Source organism: Brevibacillus composti, from assembly GCF_016406105.1.
Taxonomy (GTDB): domain Bacteria; phylum Bacillota; class Bacilli; order Brevibacillales; family Brevibacillaceae; genus Brevibacillus; species Brevibacillus composti.
The window spans coordinates 1,720,777-1,739,877 of record NZ_CP066308.1 but is presented as its reverse complement, the minus strand read 5'-3'; the positions used below and the strand labels follow the sequence as shown (position 1 = coordinate 1,739,877).

Genomic DNA, 19,101 nt, shown 5'->3' with positions numbered 1-19,101 from the left:
GAATCATACAAAAATAAAGCGCTTTCAAGAAGAGGAAACCAGAAGTCTTATTTTGGAGACAAAAAAATCCTGCCCACTATGGCTTGACTCACACGACGCAAAACGTCCACTTTCCCCTCTCGGAAAAAATGGTGTACACTAGTACCATCATGGGGTAAGGAGGAGCCTATTCATGAACATGTTGTCATCGAGCGCTCTCGGGATGCTGATCCCGTTACTCATGGCGACCGCAGTCATCTTTGTACGGATGCGGGCTCAAAAAAAACCGGTTTCCGCGCGTCGAATTATCTTGCCGCCCTTGTTTATGTCCACGGGCTTTGCCATGTTTCACTTTCCGGAAACGGCAACCCCGTTTGCGTATCATGTTACGGCCTTCCTGATCGGGCTGGTACTGTCGATCCCGCTGATCCTGACATCCCGGTTTGAATTCGTCGGCCAGGAGGTCTATCTCAAGCGCTCCCGAGCGTTTTTTCTGATATTGCTGGGTCTGTTGGTGATCCGAACCGCGATCAAGCTGGTGGTCAACGATTCGTTTACCGTCATGCAAACAGCCGGTCTCTTCTTCGTCTTGGCGTACGGCATGATCCTGCCCTGGCGCCTCGCGATGCTGTATATGTACCGGCAATTGGTCAAAAAACCGGTGCGGACGTAAGTCTACAAAGATAAGAGCAGAGCCCTTTTCACATGTACGGGGCCTGCTCTTTTTTGTTACCACGCGTATCTGCTTCCAAATAACCATACCCGCCGGCCGGCATCCGCCCCGGCAAAACGGATCAAAAAAGGCCGTTCTCCTCTGGCTGCCAATGCCTCGCCAGCAGGTCCATCGCCTTCCGGACGGCAAAAGACGAGATCGCCCCCGGGACAGGACAGCCGTCTGCAGGTCGCTTGAAGCTCCTCGTCGTAATAGTCCGGGCCGGCTTTGAGTCCCAACCACTCCTGCCAGGCTTCTGCCGCATCGGCCTGATCATGGGCCGCGATGGCGACATAGGCGATTTCGCTTGCGCCATTAGGATGCGGCGCCACCACTCCCCGACGGGTCAAATCCGCAAGCCGGCTCTCGTCCGTATCCGCCCACTCAATCAAAAACGGCATGCGGTACTTCCGCCGCGGATCTTTTGCAAACAGCATTTTCCACTGGATCAGGCTGCCGTCTTCCCGTCTCCTGCTTCCCGCAAGCGGACCTGTCACTTGGCAGCCTTGCTCGCGAAAGCGCTCTGACCAGCGCTCGATCTCACTGGTGCGAAGGGCGATCTGTCCCATCCCTTCGCCGCAGGGCCGATCGGCCAATAGCTGTTGGACCAGCGGATTCTCTGACTTCGCCGCAATCTCCGTCGACCGCGCGGCGAAGAACTCGATGTAAGACAAGCCAAAGTAGCTCAAGCTGTTATAGGTCCCCCACGCCTCGTGTTGTCCCCCCGCCACCGCGTGAAAACCGGCGTCCCCAAGCGGCTCCAGAGCTTCTGCCGGAGGCCTGTAGAGAAAGTGCACCAGATGATCAAATGAGAGTTTCACCCAACCCGCCTTCTTTCCCATGTCTTTTTCCCAAATCGTACCTCATCCCGGCAGAAAGTCAACGGGGGACCTCCTCATCTGTGGGCGGGAGATGTTTCAACGCATGCAGGTAACGCTCGGCTTCTTCCCGCTGTCTGGCCGCTTCTTCTGCGGACCACCCCAGCTCCTCGGCCATCAGACGGATCACCCGCTCCTTTTCGGCTTCGGCCTTCTCCACTTGAAAATACGTCCATCCGGTACGCAGCCGAAGAAAATCCAGCGCACGGACAGTCCTCTCCTCCTCAATCGCGTAACGGATTTGAGCAGCCAGCAGACTATCCGCATTCCCGCTTGCACTGATGCGATCGATGCGCTCGTAGATCCTCAGCGTATTGGTGCCGTACGTGTCGATCCACTCCCAGGCCGTGTCAGCATCTACGCCTAGATCTGTGCCCAGGCGATGCATTTCCCGCTTCCACTCCGCGTAATTGTCGTAGCCGTGTCTCTCTCCGCCGCTGATCACGATCGCGTCGGTGGAGCATCCGGGATATCTCTTGCCTTCCTCCGCCTGCAGTTTCCGCGCGACCAAATTCACCACTTTTTCCGCCATCTTCCGAAAGCCTGTCAGCTTCCCGCCGGCGATCGTAATCAATCCGGTCGACGAGTGGAAGATTTCGTCCTTGCGGGACAGTTCGGACGCCCCTTTCCCCTCTTCGTAGATCAGCGGCCGCAGCCCTGCCCAATGGGACAGGACATCTTCGGTTCGCAGATGGACCGTGGGAAACATGCTGTTTACGGCCCGCAGCAGGTAGTCGCGATCTGCCGCCGTCGTTCTCGGCTCGTCAATCGAGTGGCGGTAGGACGTATCGGTCGTCCCGATGTAGGTGATTTTCCCCCGCGGAATGACGAAGACCATGCGCCCGTCCGGGGTATCAAAATAAGCGGATTGCCTCACAGGCAAGCGCTCCGCCGAGACGACCAGATGCACCCCTTTTGTCAAATACAGCCGTTTGCCCTCCAGGGAACCGTCCATCTGGCGCACGCGGTCTACCCATGGACCGGCGGCATTCACCACATGTTTGGCTTTGAGGGCGTATTGTTTTCCTGACAGACGGTCGGTCACCATGATCCCCTTCAGCCTGCCGTCCTCGTAGAGAAAAGAGCCGGCCTCTGCGTAATTGACCGCTTTTGCCCCCAGTCCTGCAGCCGTTTTCAGAATATCCAGCGTCAGCCGGGCATCATCGGTCCGGTATTCAACATAGAGGCCTCCGCCTTTCAGCCCTTCCCCTTTGAGCAAAGGCTCATGGGCCAGCGTCTCCTCTTTGCCCAGCATGTTCCGCCTCTCTCTGCGGGCCACGCCGGCCAGGACATCGTAGATGAACAGCCCGATCGAGGTGGCCCAGTACCCATACGAGCCGCCCTGATAGATCGGCAGCAGCATCGGGGCCGGGATGACCAGATGCGGAGCGTTTTGATACAAAATGGCCCGTTCGCGCCCCACCTCCCGGACCAGCTTCACTTCCCCCTGTTTCAGATAGCGCAGTCCGCCGTGGATCAGCTTCGTCGAACGGCTGCTGGTGCCGGACCCAAAATCATTCTTTTCCACCAATCCCACGCGGATTCCCCGCTTGCTCGCATCGAGGGCGATCCCTGCTCCCGTGATGCCGCCGCCGATGACGAGCAGGTCGAGCGTCTCTTTTTCCATCTCTTGCAGATCATTCTGTCTGGTTCGCGCTGAAAACGGGTTTCCCACAGTAAGCCTCCTTTCCGGCTCGCGCCAGACGTTTTGACAAACAAAAACCCCCCATGAAAAAGACTGCCTGCCATCGGGCAAGCCGCCTTCTCAAAGGGGTATCTCCTCATCTCTTCCCTATTTTCAATTATTCAGGTGGAAACCACAATTCCTTTGTGCCGACCGATACAGCCAGCGCGAGTGCATCCAGCGCTTCGTTCAGGATGATTCGGGCGGAAATTTTTCCCCTTGGACGAAACATCATAACCACCTGACCGACCTCGCTTTTTTTCGGGGCGATCCCCTCGATACATCCATATGCGGGAAGGCTTGTTTGTTTGTTTGTCAGTGGTCAGTTCTTTTCTAGCGAAGGGGACCACTCACCCTACAAAAAGGAAAGGGCTGCCTGGACTGCCTTTTTCCAGCCGGCATACAGCTCATCTCGCCGCGCTTCTGTCAGCTGTGGCTCAAAGGTCTGATCCAGCCGCCAGCGGTTGCGAATCTCGTCTTTGCTCTTCCAAAAACCGACGCCCAGCCCGGCGAGGTAGGCGGCACCGAGTGCCGTCGTCTCGTGAATCTGCGGACGCTCGACAGGGACCCCGAGCATATCGCTTTGGAATTGCATCAGGAACTGATTCATGACGGCTCCGCCATCCACGCGCAGCTTTGTCAGCGGAATGCCTGCGTCCGCTTCCATCGCCTTGACGACGTCTTTGGTCTGGTACGCGAGTGATTCCAGTGTGGCCCGGATAAAATGCTCTTTCGTCGTCCCGCGGGTCAGTCCAAATACCGCACCGCGCACCTCACTGTTCCAGTAGGGAGTGCCCAACCCAACGAACGCCGGAACGACGTAGACACCTTCGGTCGAGGGGACGGAAGCCGCGTAGCGTTCGCTGTCTGCGGAGGTTTTCAGCATCCGCAGCCCATCCCGCAGCCACTGGATCGCCGAGCCGGCCACGAAGACGCTTCCCTCCAGCGCATATTCTACGCGCCCCGACAGTCCCCAGGCGATCGTGGTCAGCAAGCCGTGCTCGGAGCGGACTGCCTCTTCCCCTGTATTCATCAAAAGAAAACAGCCCGTGCCGTACGTATTTTTGGCCATCCCCCGATCGAAGCATGCCTGCCCGAACAAGGCCGCCTGCTGGTCGCCCGCAGCGCCGGAGATGGGCACTTCGGCGCCGAAAAAGAGATCCCTGTCGGTCGTGGCGTACACCTCGGAGCTGCTTCTCACCTCGGGCAGCATGGAGCGCGGCACGTCCAGCAGATCCAACAGCTCCTCATCCCACTGGAGATCGAAGATATTGTACATTAGCGTACGGGAGGCATTGGTATAGTCCGTGACATGGGCCCGGCCTCCCGACAGCTTCCAGATCAGCCAGGTGTCGATCGTTCCAAACAGCAGCTCGCCGCGCTCTGCCTGCTCCCTCGCCCCGTCCACATGGTCGAGAATCCATTTTACTTTGGTGCCGGAGAAATAGGCGTCGATCAAGAGCCCTGTTTTGCTCCGAAACAGCTCGTCATATCCCTGCTTTTTCAATTGCTCGCAAATCGCGGAGGTCTGCCTCGACTGCCAGACGATGGCATGATAGACCGGTACGCCCGTATGTTTGTTCCAAACTACGGTCGTCTCTCGCTGATTGGTTATGCCGATCGCAGCCACTTCCAGCGCTGAGATATTGTGGCTCGCCAATACCTCGCCGATGACGCCGACGACCGAGGACCAGATTTCCAGCGCATTATGCTCGACCCACCCCGGACCCGGAAAAAGCTGGGTGAATTCCTTCTGCGCCAGCCCGACGATGCTGCCTTGCCGGTCAAACAGGATGGCCCTCGAGCTGGTCGTCCCCTGGTCAATCGCCAGCACAACCTTTTTTTCCATCTGCGTCCTCCTTTCTCTCACCTCAGGGAGCCAGTACGGGAAATACATCTGCACGGATGCCAAAATCGCGGTGCAACAGCTCTCCATGCTCATCGGTAAACCCGCTTGCGACGAGGCCGATGCGCAGGACATTTGCCCAATCATACTGAATTCGCTGCTTGACTACCTCAACTCCTGCCCGATCCAAAAAATGCAGGATCTGGTCCGGCGACCCTTGTGAGCCTTCGCTCTCCAGATAACAGAAGCTCCACTTTTGTTCCTGTGGACGGACCTTGTCTGCCTGCCGCTCCTGCCAGATCGGGTGGGGCGTGAAGCGCTGTGTCAGCAAAAAGGCCAGGTCTTCCACAACCGCGCTTGCGGTAGGCAGCTCTCCTGCCCCTTTTCCCATGAACAGGAGATCGCCAACGATGTTTCCCGATACCTGCACGGCATTGTAGGCATCCTGCACCTGGGCAAGCGGATGATCCAGCGGCAGCAGCGTCGGGCTGACAGACAGTTGGATCGCCCCCTCTGTCCGGGAGGCCCGGGCCAGCAGCTTGATTCGATAGCCCAGCTCCTGTGCGAGCGCCAGCTGTCCGAGATGCAGAGAGTCAATCCCCTTCCGCTCGGCCGCATGCAGCGGCAGGGACTCACCGTACACGAGCTGGGCGAGGATGTAGGACTTGTAGAGAGCGTCCCAGCCTTCCACATCAGAGGTCGGGTCCGCCTCGGCATATCCCAGCTCCTGCGCCTGCTTCAGCGCCACCTCATACGGAAGCTGATGCTGCTCCATCTGCGTCAGGATGTAGTTGGTCGTACCGTTTAATATCCCGCTGACTGAGGTGATCTCATTCGTCCGCAGGAATTGGCGGAGCACCCCCAGGATGGGGATCCCGCCCGCGACACTCGCCTCATAGGCGAGCTGCACGTGGTGGCGGTTGGCCAGCTCGACCAGTTCGGCCCCTCGCTTGGCGAGCAGCTCCTTGTTTGCCGTCACGATATGACAGCCCTTTTCCATCAAGGCCCGCACATAGTCATAGGCCGGATCTACTCCGCCCATCACCTCCACGACGATGTCCACCTCTGCGTCCAGCACGTCCTCAAACGAGGTGGTGACCAGATCGCGGTCGATCTGCACCGCCCGCTGCTTATCCGTATCCCGGACCAGCGCCTTGACCACCTCGACACGGCGGCCCAGCCGCTCGGAGAGCTTCTGCTGCTGCGAACGAATGGTCTTCAACACCCCGCCGCCTACTGTTCCGACACCCAGCAACCCAACCTTTACCACACCCGTACTCATCGCCAAACACTCCTTTTTCTTTCAGACCCAGAAAGCGGAAAAGCCCTCTTCCGCAGAAGAAGGCTTGTGTAGAGACGGGGGCCTCCTTCTTATCTTTCAGGACACTTCAAGCGTCCTGCAGGAATTGGCACCTTGTCACGCTGAACGTGACGGTTGCCGGGCTTCATCGGGCCAGTCCCTCCGCCTCTCTGGATAAGAAAGCTGTATATTTTTTGGTAATAAAAAAACCCTCTTCAGACAAGAAGAAGGCCGGCTTTACATACGCACATGCTCTCGCTTCTTATCTGCCAAGACGACAAATCGTCTTGCAGGAATTGGCACCTTGTCGCGCGAACGCGACGGTTGCCGGGCTTCATCGGGCCAGTCCCTCTGCCTCTCTGGATAAGAATGGTGGTAACCTGTTTCGCTTTCATTGTAAAGAATTCCATGAAACACGTCAAGAACATGATCAATCGGGATCCGGCGCTGAGAGGGATACCGACATGCTGTCATCGTTCACGCATTTCACGCAAAAATTGCAGCAGCTCCCGATTGAATGAGTCCGGTCGTTCCTGCGTTAGCATATGCCGTGCTTCGGGTATTACCACCAAGCGGGAGTTTTTTATATGCTGGTGCAGATACTGGCTGCATGCCAGGGGAGTTGTCAGGTCTCCCTCTCCCACGATGATGAGAACAGGCACTTCGATTTCTGCCAAATACTCTCTGCTGTCCGCATTTATGGAGGCGATCATGGAGCCTCTGTAAGCGGCAAGATGATTATCAGCGATGGTCTTTTTCATGTTCTCGATCAACTCGATCGGAGCATTCTCGGTAAACGACCGTCTCGCAATCAACTCAGCCAACTCTTCCATTTTCCCCTGATCGATGTAAGAGAGTCGGCTCTCCAAGCTGGACTGTTTCATATTTTCGGGAAAGTAGGAAAATGTGGCGGCGAGAACAAGCGTCTGAACCTTTTCCGGAAAGTCCCGATAAAACATTTGCGCGATGGCGCCTCCCATGGACAGCCCAACCAGATGCGCCCTATCAATCGACAACTGACACAACAACCGGTTCAGGTCATGCGCATAGGTCCGGATATTCACCTCTTCCGCGGTCCATTCCGACTCGCCATGTCCTCTCAAATCAAAGGTCAATACACGGTACCCATTGTTGACCAACGCCTCTTTTTGCACATCCCAATCTTCCAGCCTTTGGCCCAATCCATGAATCAATACCACATCATGGCCTGTTCCCTCCAGGACGTAGCGCAGCGAAATGGCGCCCTTTGCCAATCAGCTTCACTCCTCTTCTGATACGTACCGCATTCTTTCTTGGGCGTTGTCAGGCTTCTTTTCCTCCATGCTTTTTCTCCGTTTTGACAGCCAGTTTTTCATGCCGCCGATGATCCCCTGCGGGAAAAACATGACAGCGAGAATATACACGGCCCCAAAGAAAATCATCCACCGCTCAAAAATCCAGTGAACCTTGGCAAGATCGGTTAAGCCCGCATGCGCCAGCAAAATCAGCGCCGACCCGATGATCCCCCCGTACAGGGTACCGACCCCGCCGATAATCGTCATCAACAGCGCGTCAAGCGTCACGTTTGTGGAAAAGACCGCCGTATTGACAAAGCGCAGCGTAACCGCGTACATCGATCCGCTGAGACCGGCAACCACTCCTGCCACGATGCTGGCAATGATCTTGTAGTGGATAACCTGGTAGCCGAGCGACTCTGTCCGCTGCTCGTTTTCCCGGATGGCCTGCAGCACTTTTCCTACCGGAGATTCCGTAAACCGTTTCAAGGCGTACAACGTCACCAGCATAAAGGCCAGCGCGACAAAGTAAAAAACCAAGCGGTCACGAAACAGGTCTGGAATCTGAAAAGGAAATCCGTCGTTCCCCTTCGTTACGCTGCGCCATTTCTCTGCAAGCACGTAGAACAAGCCGGCGAAGGCTAGCGTCAGCATGGCGTAGTAGTGGCTTTTCAGCCGCAGCGAAAGAGCCCCGATCAAATAACTGACAATGCCAGTCAGGATCAGCACGACCGCCTGCGCGACGAGAAAGACAACAACCGATTCCTCCCATCGGCTCATCATGATGGCGGTCGTGTATGCGCCTATACCGAAGAACATCGCATGGCCAAAGGAGATGATTCCCGTATACCCGAGCAGGATGTCGTAACTCATCGCAAATACGGCATAAATAAAAATTTGCGTGAGCAAGATCAGCGCGCTCCGCGAGTCGCTCAAAAACGGAAACAAAACGAGTATCGCAACCGCCACGGCCATCGCCAGGCGCGAGAAGGACAGCAAGTTTGTCCGCAGCATTATCCCTTCCCCCCTAACAGGCCCGTAGGTCGAAACATCAGGACGCCGACCATCAGCAGCATATTTACAGCAAGAGACAAACTGGGCACATAATAGGCCATATACGCCCCCAGCACGCCGACCAGAATAGCGGCAAGCGCCGATCCGCCAATGCTGCCCATGCCGCCGATGACGACGACGATGAAGGCAAGAATGCCATAATCCATTCCGATTTCCGCGTGAATGACACCGGAATAGGGAGCAAACAGCATGCCGCCAAGCGCAGCCATTCCCGAACCCAGGATAAATACGAAGAGAAACACTTTTTTGATGTTGATTCCCAATGCTTGCACCATCTCTTTGTTCATCACGCCCGCACGGACGATCAGCCCCAGTTTTGTCCGCTTGAGAACGTACTGAATGCCGAAAAAGACCAAGGCACCGACGACAATGATGAACAACCGGTATTTGATCAGGACGACGCCCCCCACGAGCCAGCTCTCGCTGAGATAGTCAGGGAGCGGAACACTGATTTGATTCGGGCCAAAAAAGACTTTTAATAATTCATTCAACACCAACAGGACGCCTAGCGTGATCAAGATTTGCGACATATGGTTTCCGTACACCGGCTGCACGATGAACCGCTCCAACGCCCAGCCGAGCAGCATGCCGACGAGGATGGCGCCTGCGATGCCGACCAGATAGTTCCCCGATAGGACGTAGATCCAGACTCCCGCGTATGCCCCCCAGGCGAATAGAGCCCCGTGTGCGAAGTTAAGTACATTCATCAAGCCAAAAATCAGCGTCAATCCGGCTGCCAACAGGAATATCAAGCATCCTGTGGCAAGTCCGTTTACCGTTAATCCGACCAGCACCTCCACCCGCGAGTCCCCCCTTTCCACCTTCGCTTATGCAATGCCCAGGTACTCCTTTTTCAACTTTTCATTGGTCTTCAGCTCTTCCATCATTCCTGTGTGGACGGACATGCCGTCGTCGATGATGTAGTAACGGTCGCCGATTGCGCTCGCCATGTGAAAATTTTGCTCCACCAGCACAACCGTCACCCTCTTTTTCATCTCATGCAAAGAGCGGATCACTTTTTCCACAACAATCGGTGCCAATCCTTTGCTCGGTTCGTCAATCAAGAGGAGCTGATTGTCATTAACATAAGCCCTGGCGATGGCAAGCATCTGTTTTTGGCCGCCGCTCAGCAGCCCTGCGTGTTTTTTCCAAAATGTTTTTAAATCGGGAAACAGATCGACGATCCACTCCTGCCTCGCCAATGTGGCCTCATCCGGCTTCTGTATGGCCAATTTGAAGTTTTCCTCGATCGTCAAGTGCGGAAACACCCCCTGATCTTCAGGGACATAGCCGATTCCTTTTCGTGCGATCTCATAGGTGGGCAAGCTGTGGATCTCTTCTCCCTTGAAGAGAATCTTTCCTTTGGAAATGGGGTTCAGCCCCATTAACGAGCGCAGGGTGGTTGTTTTGCCCGCACCGTTTCGGCCGAGCAGAACGGTAACTTCCCCCATCCGCACTTCAAAAGTGACTCCCTGCAAAATGTGGTACTGTCCGATGTATGTTTCTATCTGTTCCACGTTAAGAAGCGTCGTCATACAACCCTCCCAGGTAGGCAGATTGGACCAGCTCATTCTGCATGATCTTCTCCGGGGTGTCCTCGGCCAACAGCTTTCCATTGAAAAGAACCATCAGCCGGTCGGACAAGTCGAGCACCATGTCCATCTTGTGCTCGATCAAAAGGATCGTGCGGTTCCCCTCCTCTTTTATGCTGCGGATCACGTCGAGGATCGCCGGCACTTCTTCCAGAGACATCCCCGCCGTAGGTTCATCCAGCAGCAGAACCTCCGTGCCGAGTGCCAGCAGCATGGCAATTTCCAGTTTTCTTTTTTCACCATGCGCCAAATGCTTTGCCAGCGAGTCGCTCTTTTGGCTGAGCAGAACGGTTTTCAGCAATTCGTATGCTTTTTCTTCAAAAGCGGCGTACGTTTTGCGATGGGCAAACATGTTATAGAAAACGCCTGCTTGCGCCTGCACGGCCAGCCGCACGTTTTCCAAAACCGTCAGCGAAGGAAAGACATTGGTGATTTGAAACGAACGTCCCATTCCCAGACGCGTGCGTTTGGCAGGGGAAAGATGCGTGACATCCTTCCCCTTTATAAACACCTTTCCGCTTGTCGGGCGGAACTGCCCGCTCAACAGGTTGAAGAAAGTAGTCTTGCCTGCGCCATTCGGACCAATAATGGAGGTAAACGTATGGGCCATTACCTGCAAGCTCACTCCGCTTACCGCAGTGTGTCCGCCGAAGGAAATGGTCAAGTCTTTGGTTTCCAGGACCGGCTGCATCTGTCCCACCTGCTTTCCCCTACTTGTTATTGCGAATCGGCGGAGCCGTTTCGTCAGGAGCGAGTTCTGTTATCAGGACGGGAACCGGGTAATCCACTCCCTCTTTGTTTTCTAGCGTCACCACATACATCGACTGAAGCGCCTGGTGATCCTCAGGACGGAAGATCATCTCGCCTTTTGGCGTCACAAATTTCATTCCTTCCATAGCCGAAATCAACGTGTCCGCATCGGTAACGCCGTTTGTTTTCTTCAACGCCTCCACGATGGAAATAGCGGCCGTCATGCCCCCCGGCACAAACAGGTCGGGCGGTTCACCGTTAAAGCGTTTTTTATGCTCGGCCACAAGCCAGTCGTTCACTTTGTTTTTGGGCAGATCGTAATAGTAGAGCGTAAAGCCTTCCATGCCAATCAGCGATTTCATTGTTTTTAAAGCGGCGAAGTCTGCCGTGCCGGTAGTCAGCTTAATGCCTTGCTCCTGTACCTTCATGTTGGCGATCTGCGTCCAGGGTGTATTCGCGCCCGCCCATACCACGTACAGGTACTCCGGTTTGGCCTGGATGATTTTTTGCAGATTGGCCGTAACGTCCGTCGCTTTCGGATCGGCGTACTCCTCCAAAATAATTTCGGCTCCCAGCTTCTCCGCCGCTTCTTTGAATGCAGCCACACCGTCCCGGCCAAATGCGTAATCTTGTGCCAGCGTGGCGATTTTTGTGCCTGTTTTGGCAATGGCCAGCGCTGCTGCGATCGCATCCTGGGAGGAGTTGCGCTGCGTTCGGAAAATGTACTTGTTCCAGTTTGCTCCGGTAATGCTGTCGGCGGCTGCAGGTTCCACGATCATCACCTTTTTGTATTCCTCGGCCAAGGGAACAACCGCCAGGGTATCGGCAGAGCTGGACGATCCCACCAGGAAGTCCACGTGATCGTCCTCAATCAGCTTGGTCGCCTTCTTCACGGCGACGTCCGCTTTTGTTTCTGTATCCTCGACGATCATTTCGATGGGGTGTCCGGCCACTTCCTTCGTCCCGCCTGTGGCATACTCGATGCCCAATTCAAAGCCTCGCACCGTCTGTTTGCCGTAGTCCTCCAAAGCTCCCGTCTGCGAAGCCAGCACTCCGATTCTGATCGGTTCTTTTTTCTTTTCCGGCTGCGTCTGCGCTTGCGAATCCGACGGGTTTGGGCTTTGCGGCTGGGCCGCTTGCTGGCTCCCGCACGCCGAGACGAACACTAGCAGCACGGCCGACAGCAGTAGACCGGCAGCTTGGGAGCGCCTGCCTTTCAGCCTCGGCTTCCACCCTTCTTTCCTTGCATCAGTACCCTGTTTCATCGCGTTAACCTCCCCATTCAATTACTGTCGCTGCCCATGTGTAGCCCGTTCCCGCGCTGACGGTGACCAGCAGGTCTCCCTTTTTCACGAGCCCTTGCCGCTCCGCGAGATGTAAACCAACGCACGGGTCCAGGGCAGACATATGGCCATAGCGATCAAGATAAACGGCCTGCTCTTCTTTCAAGCCAAGCTGCTCCAGCAGCTCGAAAAACATGGATCGTTTGGTGTGCAGCGGGAAGAGGTAGTCAATGTCGCTGAGGCTGTACCCGCTTTTCTCCACAGCGGTTTTTACCACTTTGACAAAGTTTGGGACGGAGAGAGGGTCCAATCTCTTCTTCATCCCCTGCGGGTCTTTTACGTCGAGAAAGTGAAGCCGCTCTTGCACGGTCTGGATACTGGCCGGCATCACGGACCCGCCGGCGGGAACCTTCACATCATCGTAAAAAGAACCGTCTGTGATGATGCTGCTGCCGAGAATCCTGCTTTTCGCTGTGCCTCTCTGAACCAGTGCGGCCGCTCCGCCGTCAGCGAAGTTGAACATGAAGCGGGAACGGGTATTCTTGTAATCAATCACGTCCGATTCTTTGCACCCTCCGACCAGCAGGATGTTTCCTATCGATCGGTCGGAGACAAGCATATCCTTCGCCACTTTCAATGCGATCGGAAAGCATGAGCTGACGTTCATGATCTCAAACACGAAGGCATTCTCAAGTCCCAGTTCATACTGGATTTTCGTCGCGCAAGACCAGACCGGATACTCTTTATAGGGGCTGCCAAAATAGATCAAAACGTCAATCGCCGGAGCACCTGTTTTTTCGACGATCGATTTCGCTGCCTGAGCGGCCAGGTCGGAAGCATGCATAGAGGAATCGGAGACATGCTTCTGTATAAGTCCGAATTTTTCGATAATAATTTCTTCGGGTATTCCTGTCTTCTCCACCAAATCCTTTGCCGTCTCCACATGCGGCGGAAAAAAGACGCCCGTCGCGGCAATTCCCACATCAATCATCTGGCCGTCTCCTCTCTCGGAACTAACATGGTGGCTTCCCCCTCCAATACCAGGGTGCCATCCTGTTTTAGACACTCCGTTCTCAGCTTCATGATGCCCTTGTCGGGATCGAACTGAACGACCTCCGCCTGGGCCGTCACCGTATCGCCGATAAACACCGGTTTTACAAAGCGCAAAGTTTGCCCCAGATAGACGGATCCTTTTCCGGGCAAATGCATGCCGAGCAGTCCGGATAACAAGCTGGTTGTCAACATGCCATGCGCAATTCGCTGCCCGAATCTCGTCTGTTTCGCATATTCGCTGTCGATGTGGATGGGATTAAAGTCTCCGCTTATGCCAGCGAATTGGGCCAGATCCGCTTCGGTGATCGTCTTGCCGAATGAGGCTTTCTGCCCGATGAAATACTTACCCATACTGTTTCCACCCCGTACTCTCTTCGATTTGCTTTCGCAATTGCTTCTTGTCAATCTTGCCTGTTGCATTTTTTGGTAAAGCGCTTACAAAATGAACAAGATGGGGCACTTTGTATTTGGCCAACCGCCGGAGACAGTGGTTTTTCACCGTCTCCTGATCCAGCTCCATCGCCTCCTTCACCACGATGACAGCGACCGGCACTTCCCCCCATTTGTCGTCGGCTGCTCCAGTCACCGCAACTTCGTCTACAGCCGGAAGCTCGCCGATTACCTGCTCAATTTCCAGCGGATAGATATTTTCCCCACCGGAAATGATCATTTCTTTCTTGCGTCCGGCAATATAGACAAAACCTTCTTCATCTCTTCTCACCAGATCGCCCGTGGCCAACCATCCATCCTGTATAGCGGCGGCAGTTTCCTCGGGCAGATTCCAGTAGCCGCGCATGACATGGGGACCTCTTACAAGCAACTCCCCCACTTCGCCCGCCGGCAGATCCCGCCTCTGTTCATCTACCACCCGAATGTCACAAAACAGGACTGGCTTGCCAATCGAACCGATTTTTCGGTGGTAGTCCTCCCTCGAGAGCAAAAACACGGTAGGCGATGTTTCTGTCATGCCAAATCCCTGGCCAAAAGGAATCCCCCGCTCCAGGTAAAACGAGATCAGTTCATGCGGACAAGGGGCGCCGCCGCTGTATAACGTCCGCACCGAACGAAAATCCGTTTTTGCGAAGCTCGGACTTTTCCGCAGCAGATCGTATATGGTGGGGACGCCCATCACTAACGTCACCCGGCACTCTTCGATCACTTGCAAGGTTTTTTCCGGTTCAAACCGGTCAGGAACTATCACCGATCCTCCCGCAAATAAAGCCGGCAAGGCAAACAATCCGATCCCGCCGATATGAAACAGCGGCAATAACGTAAGAACTCGGTCGGATGAGGTGATGTCCAGCCCGACGCAGTTGTTGACGGCATTCCAAAACATGTTCTCCTGGGTCAGAACTGCGCCTTTGGGCCGTCCTGTCGTTCCGGAGGTATAGCAAATGATAAAGGGGCTGGAGCCATCGGCCCTCTCTTCTGCGAGATCCTCGGCCGAGTAGGCGGAAGCCTGCCTTTCCAACGGCTCGGCAGATGAGCCGCTCGGGTCAAACCACAACACCTGTCCGATGGCTGTTTCTCTGATGAATTCTTCGACCGCTTGCCGGAAACAGTCCTCGGCAATCAATACTTTTACACCGCTGTCGTTCACCTGAAATTGCAATTCCCGCGGAGTCAGCCTGTGATTTAAAACAACCGCGATCAAACCCAGCCTGGCGGCAGCAAACAGCAGCAGCAAATACTCGATGCCGTTATTCGCCAATATCGCGATCCGCTCTTGCGGCTGCAGCCTGTACCGGTCCAACAGCATCCGGGCGATTCGGTTTACTTCACCGTTCATCTCCCGGTAGCTCAACCATCGCCGTGCGCCGATCAACGCAGTTCTCTCGGGTGTAATGGCGGTGCGTTTTTCAATCCACTTCGCGATTCCGTCCATCTCACTCCACCTTCCCTTTGCTTTCGCTTGCAGCTAGACCTTCAAAAATAAGGGTCATGGCATCTTCAAACACCTGCTCGGGAACGTCCTCCCCCTCCCAGTACACCCACCTCATGCCGATAAATTGGCTCATCCCCATCAAACAGTAGGCGACTGTTTCGGCGTGCAACGGCTTGAACTCCCCCTTTCCCATCGCTTCCTCCAGGCCGCTTACATAGCCGGTCGCCAGGCGCTCGTAATACGAGCGATAAAGCGCCTCATCCACCAGCACCGCTTGCTGCACGATACTGTACAGATTTCTGTGCGCCTTGACCCATTTAAAAAATTGGTTGAAGCCGATTCGCTGCGCATCCTGGTAGCTTTTCGCCTTGGCTACCTCCTGTTTGATTTGGCTGCGAAAATCCCGGCTCAACTGCTTTATTAGCTCCGCGAAGATTTCGTACTTCGATGAAAAATAATTGTAAAAGGTCCCCTGCGCCACATTGGCCTGCTGGGTGATGTCCACGATCGACGCATCGAAGTACCCCTTTCGGCCGAATACCTCTTCCGCCGTATCCAGCAATCGTTGGCGCGTTTTTGCCCCCTTTGTGGTGACGGGCGTTTTCATCGCGGTATGTGTTTCGGAAATATGTTCGGGCATGTCACACCATCCTTTTGACAAACAGACTTGCAACAAAACTGAAAACTGAATCAGTTGTCATTTTTACTAAATAGTAAATCAATTCCGACTACTTTGCAATACCCTTTCCTGATCCAATTTCCGAGATTTGGTATCACTTTTGAACAGGATTGTTTCTCACTTTCAAGAAATTGCGCACCGACTGGCAGGAAGCGGCTTCCCGCACTTTCTTCATGCGCTTTCCCCTCTTTTTCTCCTCATTTTTGAGAACATGTGAGGCGTCTGGGACGCGTAGCTTTGATAATCAGGCGGGGATTTCTGCTGGAACCAATCTTGCATGTTTGTTCAGAAAAGTGCGACTTTTATTTTTTCACTCCTTGCGCATCGGACTCCCGCCATGACGAATATAGATGATGGAAAGCGGGAAAGGAGGTGATTTTGATGCGAAGGCGTATGCCTGTTAACCTGTATCTTTGTCCGACTTAGCATTTTCCACTATATTTCCTACCGTTTCGGTAGAAGGAGGCTGGCTGAATGGATATCCGTTCCCGTGAACTGTTTGAAGTCGTACGGCAAGTGATGGTTTTTCCCGCTACGATCGATCTGCATCTGCAGAAATGGCTGTTTCGAATGCGAAGATAGAATGTGGTGACCATTAGGAAGGAGGACTCTATGCGAGTCGCTATATTAGGTGTTGGCGGTGTTGGACAGGTAAGTGCTTGTGAAATTGTGAAGTCCAAATATCTGAAAAAACTGGTGTTGGCCGATATTTCCATCGGGCCGGCGGAAGAGCTGGCTGCCGAACTGCGCCGGGAAACCGATGTGGAAATTCAGGTAAAGCGGGTCGATGCCCGCGATGTGTCCAGTGTCCAAAATATTTTGCACGATATCGATGTGCTGCTTCACATCGGACTACCCGAGAACAATTTTGACGTGATGAAGGCATGTCTGAATACGAAAACCCACTATATCGACACGGCTTCCTGCGGCCCGCAGTGGCTCAGAAAGCAGCTCGCCTGGAGCGACAAATTCAAAGCGGCGGGCATCCTCGGCATCATGGGGCTCGGCTGCGATCCAGGCTTCTCCAATATCGCGGCGCGTTACGCCGTCGACCAGTTGGATGAGGTCGACGAGATTTTGATCCGCGACGCAGATAATTCTGTCGTCGACTATGACGGCTTCTGCTCCTTCTTCAGCCCGCAGACGGCCATTCAGGAATGCCTCGCCAAACCCAATTACTGGACGGCGGACAAAGGGGAACAGTATCTGCCCACTCCCTTTGCCAACAAAGAGGAGTTCGAGTTCCCCGAGCCCATTGGCTGGATGGACTGCTACAACGTAGAGCATGAAGAAGCCACCACGCTCGGCGAGACAATCGGCAGAGCCAAAGGGTGCAAATACGTGGATTTTAAGTACGCGCTTCACCCCGATTTCGTCAACACGCTGAAGGTGCTCAGCTACCTGGGGCTGGACAGCGACGAGGAGATCGAGGTCAAAGGCGTGAAAGTCGTCCCGCGGGACGTCGTCGTAACGACGATGCCCAAGCCGGCTGATCTCGCCGGAAAAATCCACGGCTACTCTTCGGTCGGCGCGCTCGTCAAAGGCCGGAAAAATAACAAGCGAAAAGAAGTTTACGTCTACACGATGGCCAACCATGATGAGGTATTTTTCAAGACGGAATTCCAGGCTACGATCTGGCAGACCGGCATCCCGCCAGTTGTCGCTGTTGACATGATGGCGGAAGGTCTGCTCCAAGCGACCGGCTGCATTCCGCCTGAGCTGATCGACCCGCTCCCGTTTTTGGAGCGCATGAAGGCTCGCGGCATGATGTGGGATGTCATTGAAAAGACGGCCCCTCTACGGCAGATATCGTAAAGCGTAACTTGACGATAGCAGGATCGGGATGGACGCGATCGAGGGACCGTCCCGATCTTTCATTCCATAGGGAAATGAAGGTGAAAAAGATCCATGATGATGAAAAAGCGGACAAGCCGTGTCTGGATGATCCTGCTGCTGATCGCTGCTCTGTTCGCCGGTCTCGCCGGCTGCGGCGGTCCTGCCGCCTCCTCCGCCCCGCAAGCCTCCGCCGGGACAAATTCCTCTTCGGACGGCAGCGGCACTGCCAGCGGGGAAAGCGGTCAGAATCAGCCCAAGCTGGCCAAATCGCTCAATCTGTTTATCTGGTCTGAATACATTCCCACCAGCGTGCTGGAAGCCTTCGAAAAAGAGTACGGCGTGAAAGTAAACATCAGCACCTACTCGTCCAATGAGGAGATGTTCGCCAAGCTCTCCGTCCATTCGGCGGGATACGACCTGGCCGTCGCCAGCGACTACATGGTCGACCTGATGCGCAAACAGCAGCTGATGGAGAAACTAGACTTTGCCAACATCGGCAATATCCAAAACATCGGACCGGAATTTTTGAAGCGCTCCGCCGACCCCGAGGGTGCCTACTCTGTTCCCTACATGTGGGGCAACGTCCTGATCGCCGTCAATACGGAAAAGGTGCGTGTCCCGGTCGCCAGCTACCGGGATCTGCTCCGGCCGGAGTTCAAGGATTCCCTGGTCGTGCTGGATGACTCGCGGTCGATGATCGGGATCGCCAACCAGATGCAAGGGAAATCGCTCAATGAAACAGACCCCGCCGCCCTGGAAAAGTCGAAGGAACTGCTCCGCCAGCTTTTGCCCAACATCAAGGCCTTCGACAGCGACAGCCCCAAGACGATGCTGGTCACGGGAGAGGTGGCCGCCGGCATCGTGTACGGCGCCGAAGCCTCGCTGGCCCGGCAGGAGAATCCCAAGATCCAGGCCGTGCTGCCCGAAGAAGGCATGGAGCTGTGGCAGGATAATTTCATCATCCCCAAAGGAAGTCCGAACAAGCTGACCGCGGAGACCTTTATCAACTTCGTCCTCCGCCCCGAGATCAGCGCCGAAATTTCCAAGCACTATCCCTACGCCAACCCGAATCTGGCTGCCCACGAGCTGATCGACAAGGAGGTGCTTGAGGATCCTGCCGTCTATCCGCCGAAGGAGGAGTTGGCGAAAGGCGAATACATGATTGACATCGGGGAAGCCGCCACTCTGTACGACCGCATCTGGTCGGAAATCAAACTGGAGTAGATCTCCCTCTTTTCGCATCAAAAAAAGAGGCTCCTCCCCGGTAGAACCTTTC

At 54.9% G+C, this 19,101-nt stretch carries 17 protein-coding genes and 2 riboswitches; of the genes, 3 read left to right on the top strand and 14 right to left on the bottom strand.

What is annotated here, in order from left to right:
* Positions 1–172: 172 nt before the first annotated feature.
* Positions 173–652: a CcdC family protein gene (locus JD108_RS09020; protein ID WP_198829494.1), complete on the top strand. Its 480-nt coding sequence runs from the start codon at positions 173–175 to the stop codon at positions 650–652.
* A 56-nt stretch (positions 653–708) separates the two neighbouring features.
* Here the strand turns inward: JD108_RS09020 and JD108_RS09015 are convergent, their stop codons facing one another.
* From JD108_RS09015 to JD108_RS08950, 14 genes are all read right to left on the bottom strand, one after another.
* On the bottom strand, positions 709–1,512 hold the full coding sequence (locus tag JD108_RS09015; RefSeq protein WP_198829493.1) for a VOC family protein: 804 nt from the start codon (positions 1,510–1,512) through the stop codon (positions 709–711).
* Positions 1,513–1,570: 58 nt separating this feature from the next.
* The gene (locus tag JD108_RS09010; RefSeq protein WP_198829492.1) at positions 1,571–3,244 is read right to left on the bottom strand and encodes a glycerol-3-phosphate dehydrogenase/oxidase; all 1,674 of its coding nucleotides are present in this window, start codon (positions 3,242–3,244) and stop codon (positions 1,571–1,573) included.
* 364 nt (positions 3,245–3,608) lie between these two features.
* Entirely contained in the window at positions 3,609–5,102 is a 1,494-nt protein-coding gene (glpK, locus tag JD108_RS09005) for a glycerol kinase GlpK (protein ID WP_198829491.1), read from the bottom strand.
* Between the two features lie 22 nt (positions 5,103–5,124).
* Positions 5,125–6,381, bottom strand: a complete 1,257-nt coding sequence (locus JD108_RS09000) for a homoserine dehydrogenase (RefSeq protein WP_198829490.1) — start codon at positions 6,379–6,381, stop codon at positions 5,125–5,127.
* Between the two features lie 86 nt (positions 6,382–6,467).
* Positions 6,468–6,580, bottom strand: a riboswitch (SAM riboswitch).
* A 78-nt stretch (positions 6,581–6,658) separates the two neighbouring features.
* Positions 6,659–6,769: riboswitch (SAM riboswitch) on the bottom strand.
* A 100-nt stretch (positions 6,770–6,869) separates the two neighbouring features.
* A complete protein-coding gene (locus tag JD108_RS08995) occupies positions 6,870–7,652 on the bottom strand; it encodes an alpha/beta fold hydrolase (RefSeq protein ID WP_198829489.1) in 783 nt (260 codons plus the stop codon).
* A gap of 6 nt (positions 7,653–7,658) precedes the next feature.
* Positions 7,659–8,687, bottom strand: coding sequence for a branched-chain amino acid ABC transporter permease (locus tag JD108_RS08990; RefSeq protein ID WP_198829488.1), 1,029 nt, complete (start codon positions 8,685–8,687; stop codon positions 7,659–7,661).
* Positions 8,687–9,547 carry a branched-chain amino acid ABC transporter permease gene (locus tag JD108_RS08985; RefSeq protein ID WP_198829487.1) on the bottom strand — a complete coding sequence of 287 codons (861 nt, stop codon included), beginning with the start codon at positions 9,545–9,547 and terminating at the stop codon, positions 8,687–8,689. Before JD108_RS08985 ends, JD108_RS08990 begins: the two co-directional genes overlap by 1 nt.
* Positions 9,548–9,574: 27 nt before the next feature.
* Positions 9,575–10,282: an ABC transporter ATP-binding protein gene (locus JD108_RS08980; protein ID WP_198829486.1), complete on the bottom strand. Its 708-nt coding sequence runs from the start codon at positions 10,280–10,282 to the stop codon at positions 9,575–9,577.
* Positions 10,266–11,030, bottom strand: a complete 765-nt coding sequence (locus JD108_RS08975; protein ID WP_198830048.1) for an ABC transporter ATP-binding protein — start codon at positions 11,028–11,030, stop codon at positions 10,266–10,268. Before JD108_RS08975 ends, JD108_RS08980 begins: the two co-directional genes overlap by 17 nt.
* A gap of 19 nt (positions 11,031–11,049) precedes the next feature.
* Positions 11,050–12,354, bottom strand: coding sequence for a substrate-binding domain-containing protein (locus JD108_RS08970; RefSeq protein ID WP_198829485.1), 1,305 nt, complete (start codon positions 12,352–12,354; stop codon positions 11,050–11,052).
* A 4-nt stretch (positions 12,355–12,358) separates the two neighbouring features.
* Positions 12,359–13,360 carry a 3-oxoacyl-ACP synthase gene (locus JD108_RS08965; RefSeq protein WP_198830047.1) on the bottom strand — a complete coding sequence of 334 codons (1,002 nt, stop codon included), beginning with the start codon at positions 13,358–13,360 and terminating at the stop codon, positions 12,359–12,361.
* Positions 13,360–13,776: a MaoC family dehydratase gene (locus tag JD108_RS08960; protein ID WP_198829484.1), complete on the bottom strand. Its 417-nt coding sequence runs from the start codon at positions 13,774–13,776 to the stop codon at positions 13,360–13,362. The genes JD108_RS08965 and JD108_RS08960 overlap by 1 nt, the downstream gene beginning before the upstream one ends.
* Positions 13,769–15,310 (bottom strand): o-succinylbenzoate--CoA ligase, encoded by a 1,542-nt coding sequence (gene menE / locus JD108_RS08955; protein ID WP_198829483.1) that lies wholly within the window; start codon positions 15,308–15,310, stop codon positions 13,769–13,771. Before menE ends, JD108_RS08960 begins: the two co-directional genes overlap by 8 nt.
* 1 nt (position 15,311) lies before the next feature.
* Complete coding sequence (locus JD108_RS08950; protein WP_228728359.1) at positions 15,312–15,950, bottom strand: TetR/AcrR family transcriptional regulator; 639 nt, start codon at positions 15,948–15,950, stop codon at positions 15,312–15,314.
* A 651-nt stretch (positions 15,951–16,601) separates the two neighbouring features.
* Between JD108_RS08950 and JD108_RS08945 the strand changes: the two genes are divergently transcribed.
* Both JD108_RS08945 and JD108_RS08940 read left to right on the top strand, forming a co-directional pair.
* On the top strand, positions 16,602–17,804 hold the full coding sequence (locus JD108_RS08945; RefSeq protein ID WP_198829482.1) for a saccharopine dehydrogenase family protein: 1,203 nt from the start codon (positions 16,602–16,604) through the stop codon (positions 17,802–17,804).
* Positions 17,805–17,897: 93 nt separating this feature from the next.
* Positions 17,898–19,049 carry a polyamine ABC transporter substrate-binding protein gene (locus tag JD108_RS08940; RefSeq protein ID WP_198829481.1) on the top strand — a complete coding sequence of 384 codons (1,152 nt, stop codon included), beginning with the start codon at positions 17,898–17,900 and terminating at the stop codon, positions 19,047–19,049.
* Positions 19,050–19,101 lie beyond the last annotated feature (52 nt).

What these genes read in the sequence shown, in the direction of transcription:
- JD108_RS08970 (WP_198829485.1), bottom strand. Translation starts at nt 12,354, where the DNA reads ATGAAACAGGGTACTGATGCAAGGAAAGAAGGGTGGAAGCCGAGGCTG.
- JD108_RS08950 (WP_228728359.1), bottom strand. Translation starts at nt 15,950, where the DNA reads ATGCCCGAACATATTTCCGAAACACATACCGCGATGAAAACGCCCGTC.
- JD108_RS08990 (WP_198829488.1), bottom strand. Translation starts at nt 8,687, where the DNA reads ATGCTGCGGACAAACTTGCTGTCCTTCTCGCGCCTGGCGATGGCCGTG.
- JD108_RS09000 (WP_198829490.1), bottom strand. Translation starts at nt 6,381, where the DNA reads ATGAGTACGGGTGTGGTAAAGGTTGGGTTGCTGGGTGTCGGAACAGTA.
- menE (WP_198829483.1), bottom strand. Translation starts at nt 15,310, where the DNA reads ATGGACGGAATCGCGAAGTGGATTGAAAAACGCACCGCCATTACACCC.
- JD108_RS08940 (WP_198829481.1), top strand. Translation starts at nt 17,898, where the DNA reads ATGATGATGAAAAAGCGGACAAGCCGTGTCTGGATGATCCTGCTGCTG.
- JD108_RS09020 (WP_198829494.1), top strand. Translation starts at nt 173, where the DNA reads ATGAACATGTTGTCATCGAGCGCTCTCGGGATGCTGATCCCGTTACTC.
- JD108_RS08945 (WP_198829482.1), top strand. Translation starts at nt 16,602, where the DNA reads ATGCGAGTCGCTATATTAGGTGTTGGCGGTGTTGGACAGGTAAGTGCT.
- JD108_RS08960 (WP_198829484.1), bottom strand. Translation starts at nt 13,776, where the DNA reads ATGGGTAAGTATTTCATCGGGCAGAAAGCCTCATTCGGCAAGACGATC.
- glpK (WP_198829491.1), bottom strand. Translation starts at nt 5,102, where the DNA reads ATGGAAAAAAAGGTTGTGCTGGCGATTGACCAGGGGACGACCAGCTCG.
- JD108_RS08975 (WP_198830048.1), bottom strand. Translation starts at nt 11,030, where the DNA reads ATGCAGCCGGTCCTGGAAACCAAAGACTTGACCATTTCCTTCGGCGGA.
- JD108_RS08980 (WP_198829486.1), bottom strand. Translation starts at nt 10,282, where the DNA reads ATGACGACGCTTCTTAACGTGGAACAGATAGAAACATACATCGGACAG.